Below are 14910 nucleotides of genomic sequence, written 5' to 3'. Positions count from 1 at the left end.
GATGAGCAAGAACAAAACCGAAAGTCAGGAGGAAACCGGGCCTGGGCGTGTTTTTCGCGACACGCTCTACACCTCTCGGACCCTGGTCCTTCCCGATGGCAGCACCGTGGCGGTGACCAAGGCTCGCGTGACCGCTGCCACCGATGAGCAGTTCACCTTCCTCAAAGCCCACCCGGAGTTGGTGCAGGAGTAACCCCGATGATCGGAATGGATCGCCATACCGGCAAACCGCTGTCCGGGCTCGACCATCTCCGCCAGTCCATTGGGGACATTCTCGGCACGCCAGTGGGCAGTCGGCGGATGCGTCCTGAGTACGGCAGCCAGATCCGGCGCTTTGTCGACCTGCCAGTTAACGCGGGTTGGAAGAGCGCGGTGCAGGCCGAGGTGGCTCGCTCGCTTGGGCGTTGGGAGCCGCGGCTTAAGCTCGAACAGGTGCAGGTCGTTGCCATTGTCAGCGGGCGTATCGACTTTAAATTAACCGGTGAATATCAGGGCGAACGCCTGTTGCTGGAGGTGTCGGCATGAGTACGGTGGATTTATCGACGTTGCCGGCACCACAGGTGCTTGAGCCTTTGGACTATGAAGCACTGTACGAAGAGGGCCTTGCGGCGTTTCGCGGGGCTATGGGCGACAACTGGTCGGCGGCGCTCGAGAGCGATCCGGTGGTCAAGCTGGTGGAGTTAGGTGCGTACGGCAAGATGCAGAACCGTGCGCGGGTCAACGACGCGGCCAAGGCGCTGATGCTGGCGTCTGCCGAAAAGGAGGACCTTGATCAGCTTGCAGCCAACGTGAAGCTTCAACGACTGGTGATTCAGCCGGCTAATCTGCTGGCGGTGCCTTCGGTCGAAGAGGTCAAAGAGTCCGATGATGCGCTGCGTGAGCGTATCCAGTTGGTCTACGAAGGGTTGACGACCGCTGGTCCACGCAACAGCTACATCTTCCATGCGCGCAATGCTTCGGCGCTGGTCGCCGACGCCACAGCAGAAAGCCCATCACCGGCTGTCGTGGTGGTGACAGTACTGAGCCTGACCGGTAGCGGCCAAGCTGATCAGCCTCTGCTTGATGCTGTGTACAAAAAACTCAGCGACGATGACATCCGTCCGGTTGGTGACCGCCTCATCGTGCAGGGCGCCGAGATCCTGAATTATCGGATTGATGCCGTGCTGCACATGATCGGTGCCGGCCCGGAAAATGACGCGATTCTTGCCGAGGCCATAAAGCGCCTCGCGGCCTGGATTAACCCGCGTAAGCGCTTGGCCTTGGAGGTTGCTCGATCCGGTGTTGACGCCCAGTTGCATATTGGCGGCGTTGGTAGAGTTGAGCTGAAAAACTGGGTCGACCTCAAACCAAGCAAGTCCCAGGCGGCGTATTGCACTGGCTTCACTGTGGTCCTCGGAGGCTGACATGACCAGTTTGCTCCCCCTGAACAGCACACAGCTGGAGCGCGCCATTGAGGCAGCACTGGCAGAGAAAACCGAGATTCCGTTACGCACCTTGTACAACCCGGACACCTGCCCGGCGCATTTGCTGCCGTGGCTGGCGTGGACCTGGTCAGTCGACCGCTGGGACAACAAGTGGTCGGAAGCCGTCAAGCGTTCGGCCATTCGCTCGGCGTTTTACGTCCATGCGCACAAGGGCACCATTGGCGCCCTACGGCGGGTAGTCGAGCCGCTGGGCTACCTGATCGAGGTGGTCGAATGGTGGCAAACCACGCCTAAGGGCGTGCCGGGCACTTTTGCACTGAAGGTTGGCGTGCTGGAAACCGGCATCACCGAAGAGATGTACCTGGAGCTGGAGCGCCTGATTGATGACGCCAAGCCCGTCAGTCGGCAATTGACCGGCCTGGCGATCAGCTTGGAAACCCAAGGCGCCTTAAACATCGGTGTCGCCCTCTATGAAGGCGACGTAATCGACGTCTACCCACCTGAGAACCGTGACATCGACGTCACTGGTTACATCGGTGTGGTTGGGCGCGAACTCAGCATAGACACTCTGGACGTTTATCCATGATTGATCGCAACTCACAATTTATGGCGATCCTCACAAACGTGGGCGCCGCCAAGCTGGCTAATGCCACGGCGTTGGGCATTCCGTGGAATCTCACCCAACTGGGTGTTGGGGATGCCAACGGTAACGACCCGATGCCCAGTCCTACTCAGACCAAGCTGATCAATGAACGCCGACGCGCTCCACTGAATCAAGTGAAGGTCGATCCGGTGAACGCTGCGGTGATCATCGCCGAGCAGGTGATTCCCGCTGATGCTGGCGGCTGGTGGGTTCGGGAGATCGGCGTGTACGATTCGGACGGTGACCTGGTCGCCGTTGCCAATTGTGCGCCGAGCTATAAGGCTGCGTTGGATCAGGGGTCTGGCCGCACGCAGGTTGTGCGGATGAACTTCGTGGTTTCCAGCACCAACAATATCGTGCTCAAGATCGACCCCGCTGTAGTATTGGCGACCCGTGAATACGTCGACCTACGGATTCTGGAGGAGCTTTACAAGCTCGACAGCAAGCAGTCGGTCCGGGTGGGCACCACGACCAATATCGCGCTGGCGGGGCTTCAGACCATTGATGGCATTGCTCTGGTCGCAGGTGACCGGGTGTTGGTGAAAAACCAGGCGGTCGCTAAAGACAACGGCCTGTACATCGCGGCGGCGGGTGTTTGGGGGCGGGCGCCGGATGCTGATGTCAGTGCCGAGGTCACATCGGCACTGCAGGTGTCTGTTGAGCAAGGGACATCCCTGGCCGACACGCGCTGGCAATTGATCACCGATGGCGTGATCGTGCTGGGCGTGACAGCTCTGACTTTCCAAAACGTGACGCAAGGGTTTGCACCGATCAACTCTCCGGCCTTGTTGGGCACTCCAACGGGACCGACTCCGCCTCAGTTTGATAACAGCACGCGGCTCTCGACCACCGCCTCTGTCAAGAGAATGGGGGTCGAGTACTCTGGCTTTGCACCGCTTACCGCCAGCACCGCGCTGGGGGCCTCAAGTGTTGGTGGTGTTGTGGCGGCAGCATCCGTTGCGCCTATCAACATTACCTTACCGCCGACTGCCGGAGTGCCGGACGGAGCTACGGTCGAGGTGGTGAACGCTGGGGCCGCTGCGGTAACTGTCCTTCCTTCCGGGCTGGATGTGCTGGCGTCACCATTCGCGGGGGCGGTATCCGTTGTTTTGGGTGCAGGGGACAACGCCGAGCTTGTGAAGGTCTCGGGCACCTGGCGCTTACGTGGCGGCGCCATGGCACTCAAATATGCAGCCGTTATGTCGGGCTCAAATTGGACAACCAGACCCCAGTTCGAGAGCAGCCAAGCGTTTGCAACGACTGAGTTTGTGAAGCGCGTGGGGGTTGAATGGTCGGGTTTCAGTACGGTAAATGCCAATACCGTGCTGGGTAATGGAAGTGTTGGCGGCATCGTCAGTGCGACCTCGTTCACCGCAATTAGCATTACCTTGCCACCCACGGGGGCAGTAGGGGCGGGGGCCATGATCATGTTGGTGAGTGGTGGGGTCGGAGCTGTCACTCTGCTCGGTTCAAACGGAGAGAACACCACCAACATAAGTGGCAGCGCAATTACCGTTGTTCTGGGACAAGGTGACTCGGCAATTTTATCGAGGGTGCCGGGTGAGTGGCGGTTGGTGGGTGGTTCGCTCGCGCTTAAATATGCCTATGTAATGGCGGCAGGCTCCGGCTCCAACGGCTATCAAAAGCTGCCCAGTGGACTACAGGAATGCCGGGGAAGCTTTACGTCCAGCCCTACGCCTGGCGCACCGGTGAACGTCACTTTTCCTCTGGGGTTTGGGTCAATAAACCAGTTGGTGATCACGCCTGTCAGCACCTCAACTGCTGCGGTTTCGGCATGGCATGACTCCGCTACTTCTTCGGGATTCAATGGTCATTGCAACCTTGCATCGACCATCTGCCATTACATTGCGAAAGGACAAGCCGCATGACTATTTGGGCTACATGGTTAGCTGAGGATCGACGCTTCCTGTTTCTGGCAAGTGACAGCGGCGGCGTAGAAATTTCCGAGGGCGAGCATGCTGCACTCCTGCAAGGCCAAGCTGACGGCCAGGTCATCGCGTGTGATGAGAGCGGCTATCCGATACTGGTTGATCCGCCTATGCCATCCCCGGATCTCCTTGCGGAGATTGAGCGTGCTTGGCGTGACAGCCAGCTTGCCAATACTGATGGTGTTGTTTCGCGCCATCGTGATGAATTGGAGGATGGTCTGGAAACCACGTTGACAGCCGCCCAGTACACCGAGCTTCAAGCCTACCGTCGAGCATTGCGTAGTTGGCCGGAAGCAGGCGCATTCCCGTTGCTTGAACATCGACCGGCACCGCCTCTCTGGCTGACGGAACCGCTCCAATAAACGCCCCGCACTGACGGGGCGTTTTCTTTCCTGCTGTAGGCAACACGAACCAACCACGGCCTCGCTGATGCGGGGCTTTCTCATTTCTGGAGTTTAATCATGAGTAATGCAGGTGGTTTTTTTCACGGCGTCACCGTGACCAATGTCGACACTGGCACGCGGCCTATCGCCGTGCCGTCGTCGTCGATCATTGGTCTCTGCGACACCTTTACACCAGGCCCTGCTGCCAGTGCCTTGCCCAATCAGCTGATGCTGATCACCCGCGAAAGCGAAGCCATCGCCGCCTGGGGCGCCGACGCGGCAATCACCAAGGCCGTGCAGGCCATCTACGTTCGCTCCAAGGCGGTGATCGTCGCCTGTGGCGTGGAGAAACTGGCAGATGCCGCCGCGCAGACCACAGCCATCATCGGCGGCGTCCTGGCGAACGGCACTCGTACCGGCATGCAGGCGCTGCTCGATGGCAAGAGCCGCTTTAACGCACAGCCTCGATTGCTGGCCGCACCCAAGCACACTGCGACCTTGCCCGTTGCCACGGCGTTGGAGGGCCTCAGCGACAAGCTGCGCGCCCTGGCAATCATCGACGGCCCCAACACCACCGATGAAGCCGCGATGGCGTACCGCGAAAACTTCGGCAGCAAGCGCGTGTTCCTGGTCGACCCCGGCGTGCAGTACTGGGACACCACGCTCAGTGCCACCGTCGATGCACCAGGATCTGCCTGGGTCGCCGGGCTCTTCGCCTGGACCGATTCGGAGTACGGCTTCTGGGCCTCGCCGTCGAACAAAGAGTTTGTCGGCATTACCGGTACCGGTCGGCCCATCGAGTTCCTGGACGGCGACGAAACCTGCCGGGCCAACCTCCTCAACAACGCGCAGATCACCACCATCATCCGTGATGACGGGTTCCGCCTGTGGGGCAACCGCACCTGCTCCAGCGATCCGAAGTGGGCGTTTGTCACTCGCGTGCGGACCATGGACATCGTTATGGACGCGATCCTTTACGGCCATAAATGGGCGGTGGACCGCTCGATTACCAAGACCTACGTCAGCGACGTCACGAACGGGCTGCAGGCCTTTATGCGCGACCTGAAAAATCAGGGCGCGTTGATCAACTTCGAGGTGTTCGCCGACCCGGAGTTGAACACGGCCAGCCAGCTGGAGCAGGGCAAGGTGTACTGGAACATCCGCTTCACCGACGTACCGCCGGCAGAAAACCCTAACTTCCGGGTCGAGGTCACCAACCAGTGGCTGACCGAAGTCCTCGACACCAACGCATAAGGAGAACCGTAGATGGTTCCGCAAACGCTCTACAACATGAACGCCCATATCGATGGCCTCAGCTTCAACGGGGAGATCACGAGCTTGACGCTCCCCAAGCTCACCTTGAAAACCGAGGAGCATCGAGCTGGTGGCATGGATGCCCCGGTCGAGATGGATCAGGGTATGGAAAAACTGGAATCCAGTTTTGCTGGCAAAGGTGCGCGCCCCGAGATCATGAAGTTTTACGGGCTGGCCGATCAGACTGCGTTCAACGCGGTGTTCCGGGGTTCTTTCAAAGGCCAGAAAGGTGCGACCACGGCAGTGGTCGCCACCCTGCGCGGCATGCTCAAAGAGATTGATCCGGGAGACTGGAAAGCAGGCGAGGCGGGGGAGTTCAAGTACTCCGTGGCTGTCAGCTATTACAAGCTCGAAGTCGCCGGCCGCTTGATGTACGAAATCGACCCGATTAACTGCGTCCGGGTTATCAACGGTGTGGATCAACTTGCCAGCGTCCGCCGCGACCTCGGCCTGTAACGGAAGCGTCTCTAATGAACGTGAAAAAGCTGAAATTGATTCCGTCCTGGCTAACCTTCGGCTCGGACAGCGCGACGATCACCCTGACGCGCCCGAGTGACATCAACGGCCTCAAGGTCGACCAGTTGACCCTGCGCGCTCCGACGTTGCGTGAGGTACGCGCCTCTGACGCAATCGGTGGTGCTGACGCCGTGTTGTGTGAGGTGACCTTGTTAGCCTCACTTACTGACGCCGGTACCAAGGACATTGATGGGCTCAAGCTTACGGATTATGCGCGTGTGCAGACGGCCTATTCGCAGTTGCTGCTGGACGCCGGACTTCCCGACAAGGAAGGCGAAACGCCGAAATGGTTGGTCGTTGGCCCAGACGGCGCCGTCGTCACACTGTCTAAACCGTATGACTTCAAAGACATGAAGCTCGACCGCCTGATGTTGCGCGCACCCACTGTCCGTGACGTACGTGCCGCGACCTCGGCGTCTAATGGCGACGATGATCAGCGCGATACGATCCTCCTGGCCAACCTGTCTGAATCCGATACCAAGGATCTGGAGGGGCTCAAGCTGACGGACTACCAGCGGCTGCAAGCCGCCTACTTTCGCCTGGTGCAGGACGACGGGGTTTAACGCCGAACTGCAGAAGCAGGTCGCGAAGCGCTTGGCGACGCAGTTTTCATTTGCCGCCAATGAAATCGAGACCATGCCCTTTTCCACGATGATCTGGTGGCTCATGGACTGAGCCCCGCATCCCTGCCTGGAGAATTCTCATGGCAAACAACCTGGCGCTCGGCCTGGTCATCGGCGGCGTCGTCAGCTCCACGGTCGGCGCTGCCTTCAAGGATGTTGAAGGCCGCATCAAGAAACTCGGCGAGACCGGCACCAAGGCTCGCGTGCTGCAGAGCACTATCGGCGACACCATTCGCCTACGGGACGAATGGAAGAAAGCCCATGACACCGGTGCAGCATCGGCCGATGGTCTGCTGCGAAAGCTGGAGGGCAATCTTAGAACCCTCAAAGAGCAGGGAATTGAGGTCGGCAAACTGCGCAAGGAGTACCAGGCCCTAGGCCAGGTAGCGCGTGGCGCCGAACTCAAGGCGCTGGGCCATACGCAGATCCAGCAGGGCAAGGAGGGGATGAAGAATTCCCTCGGCAAAGCGGCGGCGCTTTCGGCGTCGTTGGCGATCCCTACGAAAGTGTCCGGCGATTATCAAGCGCAAATGCGTCAGATGTCGCTGTGGGCTCATACCGCCGGTACTGGTGATGAGGCCGCGATGACAGAGGCGATCAGCAAGGTCGCCGCAGACAAGGGCATGAGCCAGAAACTGCTCGCGGGTGCTGTTGGCGCATTGATCGAAAAGGGCGTTGAGTGGAAGGAATCCACCAGCTACGCCGGGGAGATCGCCGATCTCATCGACGGTCAGGGTATGGAGCCTGCCACCATCGCGACCCTGATCAACTCTTTCAAAGAGGCCGGCGTTAAGCAGGCTGATATGGGGGCCATGCTGGGCCAGGTCGCGGCGGCCGGTGACATCGGTGCGTTCGGTCCCAAAGATATGGCGCGGTATCTGCCAGCCATGCTTGGCAACATCAGGCGCCTGGGCATGGAAGGTCCCGAGGCCGTGCGCTTTCTCGGTGCCAGCTTGCAGTCGCAGTACTCGCAAACCCAGGATGCGGCGGCTGCAGCCACTAACATGGACAACTTGCTCAACGCTGTGATCAGCAGTACCAGCCAGGAACGATTTGCCAAGGAAGGCTACGACCTGGCCGGCTCGATCATCGCGGCGACGAAAAGTGGCAAGGCGGCGAATCCTGTCGATGCGTTCATCATGCTCAGTGAGCAGTTGATCAAAAAACAGGATCCGGCCAAGGCCAAGAAAATCGAGGCCCTCAAGGAGAAGATCAAAAGCTCGGCCGATGGTAGCCAGGAGGAAGCGCAGGCCATGATCGCGCTCACCGAAGCGGCTGGCCTGGCGACCATCGTCAGCGATCAGAGCGCCAGTGCGGGCCTGCTCGCGCAGATCAAATACGGCGACAAGATCAAGGCGGATATGTCGACTATCAAGAAAACGGACGGCAAGGCCAAGATCGAGTCCGATGCGGCGAAAGCGCGTGAGACGTCCAACAGGAAGTGGGCGACCGCGACTGCCGGCATTGAGTCGTCGATGACGCGCATTGGTGATGCTTTGCGGCCGTTGACTGACGTGGCGGCCGATGGGTTGGCGAAACTGGCGTATGGGCTTGGGGAACTGACAGGGAAGTTTCCGGCGGTGATCAGTGGGGCGACGGTGTTGGCTGCAGGCGTTGTCAGCCTGGGCGCCGCGGTCAATGCAATTAAGATCGGCAAGGGCCTGCTGAACGTTGCTCGCGGATCGATGATGGGTAATCCGAACGTGATCCAGCGAGTGTTCGTTACCAATCCAGGAGGAGGTGGCGCGGGCATTGACGGTGGGGATGGTAATCGCAAGCGTAATCGGCGTAAGCCCGCTCGCGGTCCGATGCCCAATACGGCATCAGCTTCGCCCGTCGGCGCTGCTGCCAGTCGGTTTGCGCCGAAGGTCATGATGAGCAAGGGGCTAGGGTTTGCAAAGGTCGGTGCGCCCATGGCGATGATCGAGGCGGGGTTGATCGCTGCCGATACCTATCAGAACGCTGAGACGCGCGACGAAAAAGCCGAGGGCTACGGTAACGCAGCCGGCACCTTGGCGGGCACGCTGGCCGGAGCTGCAGCGGGTGCCGCGATTGGTTCGGTGGTGCCGGTGATCGGCACCGTGGTTGGCGGATTGATCGGCGGGTTCCTCGGCAGCTGGGGCGGCGGCGAGTTGGGCGGGGCCGTTGGCAAGGCTGCCTTCGGTGGGCCGGACGCTCCGGCCGAGCGATTGGCGCTGCCGGATCAACCTTCGCCGTTGCGGCTGCCACCGCCTGGCGCGGCGCCGATGCCACGTCTGGCGCAGATGGCACCTTCGTTATCGTCCGGCCCGTTGATGCTTAAAGCACCTGCAGCACCGGGGCCAGCCTTGGGTGATGTCTCGCGCTCGTTGGCGGCTGCTGCTCCAGTGGCTGCTGTGCCGGCCGTGCTTGCTGCTGGACTCGCCGCAAAACCGGACCCCCCTCGGGTTGATCAACAGTGGACGTTCTCCCCAACCATGCCGGTGACCGTGCACGGCGACGTCAAGGATCCACGACAGCTCGCGCAGGAAATGATGCCGCACCTGCGTCAGATGTTTGAGGAGTTCAGCCGGGAGCAGGGGCGGCGCAACCTGTTCGATGCCCCTCACGTTTAAGGAGTTGTCATGGCTTACATGGAGCAACTGCAATCCGGTTTCAAATCCCTGGTCCAGGCCGGGGAGGCGGGGCGCCATAGCATCGACGATATGATCGGCCCGGTGAATGGCGCCATTGGTGAAATCACAGGGGCAGCTGATGAGCTGTCCAGCATTCCAGGCGTACCACCTGGTGTAGGGGAAAAGCTGCAACGGGTGATGCGTGGGATCAATGCAGCGCAATCCAAGGTTGGCACTGTTTTGTCGACCTACAGCAAAGCAACGCGCGCGATGTCGGCGATTGATGAGCGGTTGGGCACTCTGAAGGAACAAGCCGCCAGGGCCAGCAACGCGATCAACCAGATCGCGGGCAAGGTCAGCCCGCGCCTGGCGAACATCTTGCCCACCAGTGCTTTGGCGCCAAACGCCACGCCCATGGCGGAAGCGGTCAAACCGTTTCCCCATCTGTTGATTTTGCAGCCGCTGCAAGCCAATGCACAGCCGTTCTACTTCAACCTGGACACGGCGGCCTTCGACGAACTACGCCGGCAAACCCAGTTCCGCTGGGCCTCACAAGAGCGCCTCAGTCGTCGGCCTGCACAGCAGGCCGTGGGTATCGGCGAGGATAAGCTCAGTCTCAAGGGCGCAATTTTCCCCACCTTCAAGGGAGGCCTCAAGCAGCTCGACACTCTGCGCTCCATCGGCGGGCAACTGTTGCCGTTGAACCTTACTACGGGGTACGGCGTTGTCCTTGGCACCTGGTGTTTGGGCAGCGTAGAGGAAGAGCAGGGCGCGCTGTTGGCTGGCGGAATCCCGCGCAAGCAAACCTTTAGTTTGGAGTTCACGCGCTATGGCGATGATATGCAGAACATCTGACGGCGACCTGCTGGATACGCTGTGTCATCAGCATTACGGGCACCTCAATGGCACGGTCGAGGCGGTGCTCGCGGCCAACCGGCTGTTGGCGGATGAGCCGCAGCCATTGCGTGCCGGGTTGCTAATCACCTTCCCTGACATTGAACAAATGACGGTCGAACAGGTGCAATTGTGGGATTGACACTAGGTTTGCTGCTCTGAGAGGGCATTCAAAGCAACGAACCTGAGATAGTTCATTGGCAATTTATGGTGAGTTTTAAAACACCATCGGGCCGGCGATTTTGAATTTTACGAGCACGTCAAAGCTGAACACTTTCTCAAACGATTTGTTCTTTTCAAACCAAACACAATGAGCACCGTTCACAGGGTCTTCGCTGAAGCCATAATCGCCGACTTCTTGAACGGTCATTCTTGGGCCGCCGCTTTTCAACAAGACCACATCTCCTTTTGCGAAATCAGACATATTTTCCACTCCATGATTGTTGACGGAAAAGCAAGTGTTGATGACGTTTTGATATCTCGCAACACCAGTATCACGCTTGATTCTGCAAGAGCTTAGAACTTTGTTTCGGAGTGTTTCTATGAGGCCAATCTTTCGTATTGTCGCTGATGGCAACGACATCACAGCGTTGATCAACGACCGTCTGCTGTTACTGCGTACGCTCGACAAACCCGGCATGGAGTCGGACGAGTTCGAGCTTCGTATCGATGACCGTGATGGTGCTGTCACGCTCCCCAAGAAAGGCGCCGGGATCGAGGTCTACCTCGGCTACGACAGCAAAGCACTGGCCCGCCTGGGTCGCTACACGGTCGACGACATCGAGGTTTCCGGCCCGCCTGACACGCTGGTCATTCGTGGCAAGGCCAGCGACATGCGCGGCAGCGGCAAGACCACCCGTAGCGGCAGTTGGGAAAATGTGCCGCTGTCCAACATCGTCAGTGATATTGCCGCACGTAATGGATGGAAGCCTGAATGCCCAGTAGCAACGGTAGTTCCTCGGGCTGATCAGATGAACGAGTCGGACTACAACTTCATCACTCGGCTCGCCAAGGCTCACGACTGTACCGCCAAGGTGGCCGACAGCAAGCTGCTGGTATTGCCGCGTCAAAGTGGGCAGACAGCCAGTGGCAAGAATCTGCCGGCGATCACCATTCGACGCAGTGACGTCAGCCGCTGGCAATTCCGCTTTACCGACCGCACCACTCAAAAGGCAGTCAAAGCCAGGTATCAGGACAAGAAAACCGGCGAACTGGTCAACCTGACCCTGGACAACGATGACGCACCTGCAGGTTTGCCGCCGGTGCATACCGACCGGCATATACACCCGAACAAATCCGCCGCTGAGCAGGCAGCCAAAGCTCGGCTCGCCGCATTCAACCGCTCGACTGCTGAAGTACGGTTGGAGATGGTCGGACGTACGGATCTGTACGCTGAACGACAGGTCAATGCGCAGGGCTTCAAGGAGGGGTTGGACGGGGAGTTCCTGGTCGACTCGGTGGAGCAAGTGTTCACCCAGTCCGGCTGGAGCACCACAGTCGAATGCAACGCAGGGAAGAAGGGCAAGGCCAAGGCGGCTGGTAAGAAAAAGAAGACGCCCAAGGAGGTCAAAGTTCTGGAGCTGTAAGTCCCGTACCTGCCTCACCACCCGCCGCCATCGAGCGGTATTTTTTTGCCTGGGAAAAAGCGATGTCCATTACCGAGCAACAACTCCAACGCATCATGCCCAACGCCCGCCGCCAAGCGGGCGTTTTTGTTTCCGCCCTGAACGCGGCCATGGCTAACCGCAAGATCGATTCGCCAAAGCGTCAGGCGGCCTTCCTTGCCCAGGTCGGTCATGAGTCCGGTCAGCTGCAATATGTGCGCGAGCTGGGCGGTGATCAGTACCTCAGCAAGTACGACACCGGCCCGCTGGCTGCGAAGTTGGGGAACACCCCGGCAGCCGACGGTGACGGTCAACGCTATCGCGGCCGTGGGTTGATCCAGATCACCGGCCACGATAACTACCTGCGCTGCAGCTTGGCGCTGTTTGATGATGAGCGATTGCTGCGCACGCCGGAGCTGCTAGAAACGCCTCAATGGGCGGCAGAGTCTGCAGCGTGGTTCTGGTACGTGAACGGGTTGAACGCGCTCGCGGATGAAGGACAATTCAACACCATCACCCGCCGGATCAATGGCGGGCTCAACGGCCTGGAAGATCGTCTGCAGCTGTGGGCCAGGGCGAGGGCGGTGTTATGCGTCTCTTCGACCTGATCCCCACGCAATACCGAGTCGCGGCGGTCGGCTTGTTGCTTGCGATATTGGCCGCTGGCTCCGCTGCCATGGCTTGGACCGCCCAAGGCTGGCGTTACGGTCAGCAGCTGGAGCGCCAGGCCAGGCTGCAGGCTGACACCCTCAACGAGTTATCTCAAGCCGCTGCCGCCCTGCAGCGCACTGAGCAGGACAAGCGCTTCGCCCTGGAGCAGCGCCTGCAGTACAAAGACGAAACCCACCACAAGGAATTGACCGATGAGCAAACGAAGCAGGCTCGTCTGCGTGATCGCCTGGCTACTGCTGATCTGCGGTTGTCAGTCGTACTCGCCGCCACCGAGGCCACCAGCGGCTGTTCAGTGTCAACCACCGCCACCACCGGCCGCGTGGTTCATGGCCCCACAAGAGCCGAACTTGACCCAGCGCATGCTCAACGAATTATCGGCATCACCGATGCCGGCGACCAAGGATTGATCGCCCTGCGGGCCTGTCAGGCCTACGCAAAAGAAGTTGCTACACCGAAGTAAAAGGAGCGGCCGGGCAGGATGCGTCAACATCCAACCCGGCCACCTTCCCCGCAGATCGACCCTGCAAGTCCAGCCAAGGCTCCTGCTTCGTGCACAAAGCGGAGCGAGCCTGGCACTGTTTATCCATACAGCAAAGGTCTTGCTTTTATATGTCCACACCCATCATCCCTTGGATGGGCGGCAAACGCCGCCTGGCCGACCGCCTTATCCCGCTCTTCCCACCCCATGAATGCTATGTCGAAGTCTTTGCCGGCGGCGCCGCGCTCTACTTCATGCGTCCCCAGGCCGCTCCGGTTGAGGTCCTCAACGACATCAACGGCGACTTGGTGACGCTGTACCGCGTGGTGCAGAACCACCTGGAAGAATTTGTTCGCCAGTTCAAATGGGCGCTCAGCTCCCGCCAGGTGTTCGAGTGGCAGAAGATGACCCGCCCTGAAACCCTCACCGACATCCAACGCGCCGCTCGGTTTTTCTATCTGCAGCATCATGCCTTCGCCGGCAAGGTGACCGGGCAGACGTTCGGCACCGCCACCACGGGCCCGGCCATCAACCTGCTGCGGATCGAGGAGAACCTATCTGCAGCTTGGCAGCGGCTGTCCGGCACCTACGTTGAGAACCTGCCCTGGTTGGACTGCGCTGAGCGCTACGACCGTGCCCACACCTTTCACTACATGGATCCGCCTTACTGGCAGACGGCAGGCTATGGCGTGGATTTTCCCTTTGAGAATTACGAGCGCATGGCCGACTTCATGCGGTGCTGCAAAGGCAAGGTGATGGTCAGCATCAACGATCACCCTGACATACGGCAGGTCTTTGAGGGGTTCCATTTTGAGACCGTCGATATTCGTTACAGCACCACCAACCAGCGGCACGGCAAGGCTGAGTCCAGCGGCGAGCTGGTGATTCTGAACTGGGAGCCGGCGGCACTGGGAGGGTTGTTCTGCTGAGCCATTACCAGTCAGATGCTCGCGGCTTGAGCGGGCAGATCACCTAGCGTGGCCGTATGGTGGGCCGTCTGGGAGGAACTTACCGGCGACCCATCAGTAAAACAACGTAGAGAAATTGTGTCTGGTTGCTTACAATTCGCCGCAGGAAGTTTTTGTCTATTGAGTCAAAAAACAGGCAAAAATAAATATTGTTATTTTGTGTTTCGCCAAGAAGGGATTCGTTTGTGATTAAGGGTTTGACCATTGGTCAGTCAACGATGCTCAACGCAATAAGGGCGTTAGCTGCGTTTTCGGTTTTAGTTGGGCATACAATGGTGGGCGTTGTGCCCATAAGTTGGTTTGGTAGAGTAGTGCCGTTCCAAAGCCTGGCAGTTGTTGTATTCTTCTGGCTCTCAGGTTTTCTCATCGCTTATCAGTGCTTGAGCAAAGCTAAATATAGTTTTGGTGAATACATGATAGACCGGTTTAGCCGGATATATGTTTTGTATGTTCCTGCCATGATTGTCTCGTATCTCGTTTTTGTTGTTGTATTGGGTCGCGTGTCTCCAACGGCTTGGGATGTAGTGGGCCACTTATTACAGCTTCAGCACACACCATTTGCCAGAATGATCGAAGGCATACCACCTATAAATATTTTTGGGGGCAACAGTGTCCTATGGACGATTGCAATTGAATGGTGGCTCTATGTCTTCTTTGGCATAGCTTTTTTTTGGCAGTCAATGTCAAAGGTTGAGAGAGCATTCGCACTGGTGCTTGCAGGCCCGGCGATCCTGGTGGTCGGGTACTTTACAGTTTGGGAGTCTGTCGCTTGGGAGTGGTTTCTGGGGGCTGCATGTGCTGCCATATATGTTTACTCTCCGTAGATAAGCTGGAGACAAGCTGCTATC

Annotated in this window: 18 protein-coding genes and 1 pseudogene; 18 read left to right on the top strand and 1 reads right to left on the bottom strand. The window is 58.8% G+C overall.

The window, feature by feature from the left end; translation table 11 throughout:
- Position 1: 1 nt before the first annotated feature.
- The 13 genes and pseudogenes from AC07OT_RS02605 to AC07OT_RS02545 all read left to right on the top strand — a co-directional run bounded on the left by AC07OT_RS02605 (position 2) and on the right by AC07OT_RS02545 (position 10482).
- Positions 2–193: a hypothetical protein gene (locus AC07OT_RS02605; protein ID WP_477747381.1), complete on the top strand. Its 192-nt coding sequence runs from the start codon at positions 2–4 to the stop codon at positions 191–193.
- Positions 194–198: 5 nt separating this feature from the next.
- On the top strand, positions 199–525 hold the full coding sequence (locus tag AC07OT_RS02600) for a GPW/gp25 family protein (RefSeq protein WP_477747380.1): 327 nt from the start codon (positions 199–201) through the stop codon (positions 523–525).
- Positions 522–1403 (top strand): baseplate assembly protein, encoded by an 882-nt coding sequence (locus AC07OT_RS02595; protein ID WP_495107367.1) that lies wholly within the window; start codon positions 522–524, stop codon positions 1401–1403. The genes AC07OT_RS02600 and AC07OT_RS02595 overlap by 4 nt, the downstream gene beginning before the upstream one ends.
- A 1-nt stretch (position 1404) precedes the next feature.
- Entirely contained in the window at positions 1405–2010 is a 606-nt protein-coding gene (locus AC07OT_RS02590) for a phage tail protein I (protein ID WP_495107366.1), read from the top strand.
- Complete coding sequence (locus AC07OT_RS02585) at positions 2007–3956, top strand: phage tail protein (RefSeq protein ID WP_495107365.1); 1950 nt, start codon at positions 2007–2009, stop codon at positions 3954–3956. The genes AC07OT_RS02590 and AC07OT_RS02585 overlap by 4 nt, the downstream gene beginning before the upstream one ends.
- Positions 3953–4378 carry a tail fiber assembly protein gene (locus AC07OT_RS02580; RefSeq protein WP_477747376.1) on the top strand — a complete coding sequence of 142 codons (426 nt, stop codon included), beginning with the start codon at positions 3953–3955 and terminating at the stop codon, positions 4376–4378. Before AC07OT_RS02585 ends, AC07OT_RS02580 begins: the two co-directional genes overlap by 4 nt.
- Positions 4379–4477: 99 nt before the next feature.
- Positions 4478–5653 carry a phage tail sheath subtilisin-like domain-containing protein gene (locus AC07OT_RS02575; protein ID WP_495107364.1) on the top strand — a complete coding sequence of 392 codons (1176 nt, stop codon included), beginning with the start codon at positions 4478–4480 and terminating at the stop codon, positions 5651–5653.
- 12 nt (positions 5654–5665) lie between these two features.
- Positions 5666–6169: a phage major tail tube protein gene (locus tag AC07OT_RS02570; protein ID WP_115487757.1), complete on the top strand. Its 504-nt coding sequence runs from the start codon at positions 5666–5668 to the stop codon at positions 6167–6169.
- A 14-nt stretch (positions 6170–6183) separates the two neighbouring features.
- Positions 6184–6462: pseudogene (locus AC07OT_RS02565) on the top strand (phage tail assembly protein); the annotation flags it as partial.
- Between the two features lie 12 nt (positions 6463–6474).
- Complete coding sequence (locus AC07OT_RS02560; RefSeq protein ID WP_495107518.1) at positions 6475–6792, top strand: phage tail assembly protein; 318 nt, start codon at positions 6475–6477, stop codon at positions 6790–6792.
- 140 nt (positions 6793–6932) lie between these two features.
- Positions 6933–9446, top strand: a complete 2514-nt coding sequence (locus AC07OT_RS02555) for a phage tail tape measure protein (protein WP_495107363.1) — start codon at positions 6933–6935, stop codon at positions 9444–9446.
- Positions 9447–9455: 9 nt separating this feature from the next.
- Complete coding sequence (locus AC07OT_RS02550; RefSeq protein WP_495107362.1) at positions 9456–10301, top strand: phage tail protein; 846 nt, start codon at positions 9456–9458, stop codon at positions 10299–10301.
- Positions 10276–10482, top strand: a complete 207-nt coding sequence (locus tag AC07OT_RS02545) for a tail protein X (RefSeq protein ID WP_495107361.1) — start codon at positions 10276–10278, stop codon at positions 10480–10482. The genes AC07OT_RS02550 and AC07OT_RS02545 overlap by 26 nt, the downstream gene beginning before the upstream one ends.
- Positions 10483–10557: 75 nt before the next feature.
- On the opposite strand, the gene AC07OT_RS02540 is transcribed toward AC07OT_RS02545, so the two are convergent.
- Positions 10558–10764, bottom strand: coding sequence for a YodC family protein (locus AC07OT_RS02540; RefSeq protein WP_495107360.1), 207 nt, complete (start codon positions 10762–10764; stop codon positions 10558–10560).
- A 118-nt stretch (positions 10765–10882) separates the two neighbouring features.
- On the opposite strand from AC07OT_RS02540, the gene AC07OT_RS02535 reads away from it, so the two are divergent.
- The 5 genes from AC07OT_RS02535 (at position 10883) to AC07OT_RS02515 (ending at position 14886) form a co-directional block, all read left to right on the top strand.
- Positions 10883–11926, top strand: a complete 1044-nt coding sequence (locus AC07OT_RS02535) for a phage late control D family protein (protein WP_495107359.1) — start codon at positions 10883–10885, stop codon at positions 11924–11926.
- A 62-nt stretch (positions 11927–11988) separates the two neighbouring features.
- Entirely contained in the window at positions 11989–12552 is a 564-nt protein-coding gene (locus tag AC07OT_RS02530; RefSeq protein ID WP_495107358.1) for a glycoside hydrolase family 19 protein, read from the top strand.
- Positions 12534–13076: a lysis system spanin subunit gene (locus tag AC07OT_RS02525; protein ID WP_495107357.1), complete on the top strand. Its 543-nt coding sequence runs from the start codon at positions 12534–12536 to the stop codon at positions 13074–13076. Before AC07OT_RS02530 ends, AC07OT_RS02525 begins: the two co-directional genes overlap by 19 nt.
- Positions 13077–13225: 149 nt before the next feature.
- On the top strand, positions 13226–14023 hold the full coding sequence (locus AC07OT_RS02520; RefSeq protein WP_477747367.1) for a DNA adenine methylase: 798 nt from the start codon (positions 13226–13228) through the stop codon (positions 14021–14023).
- Between the two features lie 224 nt (positions 14024–14247).
- Positions 14248–14886: an acyltransferase family protein gene (locus tag AC07OT_RS02515; RefSeq protein WP_495107356.1), complete on the top strand. Its 639-nt coding sequence runs from the start codon at positions 14248–14250 to the stop codon at positions 14884–14886.
- The last annotated feature ends 24 nt before the right edge of the window (positions 14887–14910 follow it).

This window comes from Pseudomonas sp. GW821-FHT09C10 (genome assembly GCF_059418085.1).
This window is presented reverse-complemented; position numbering and strand designations above follow the sequence as displayed.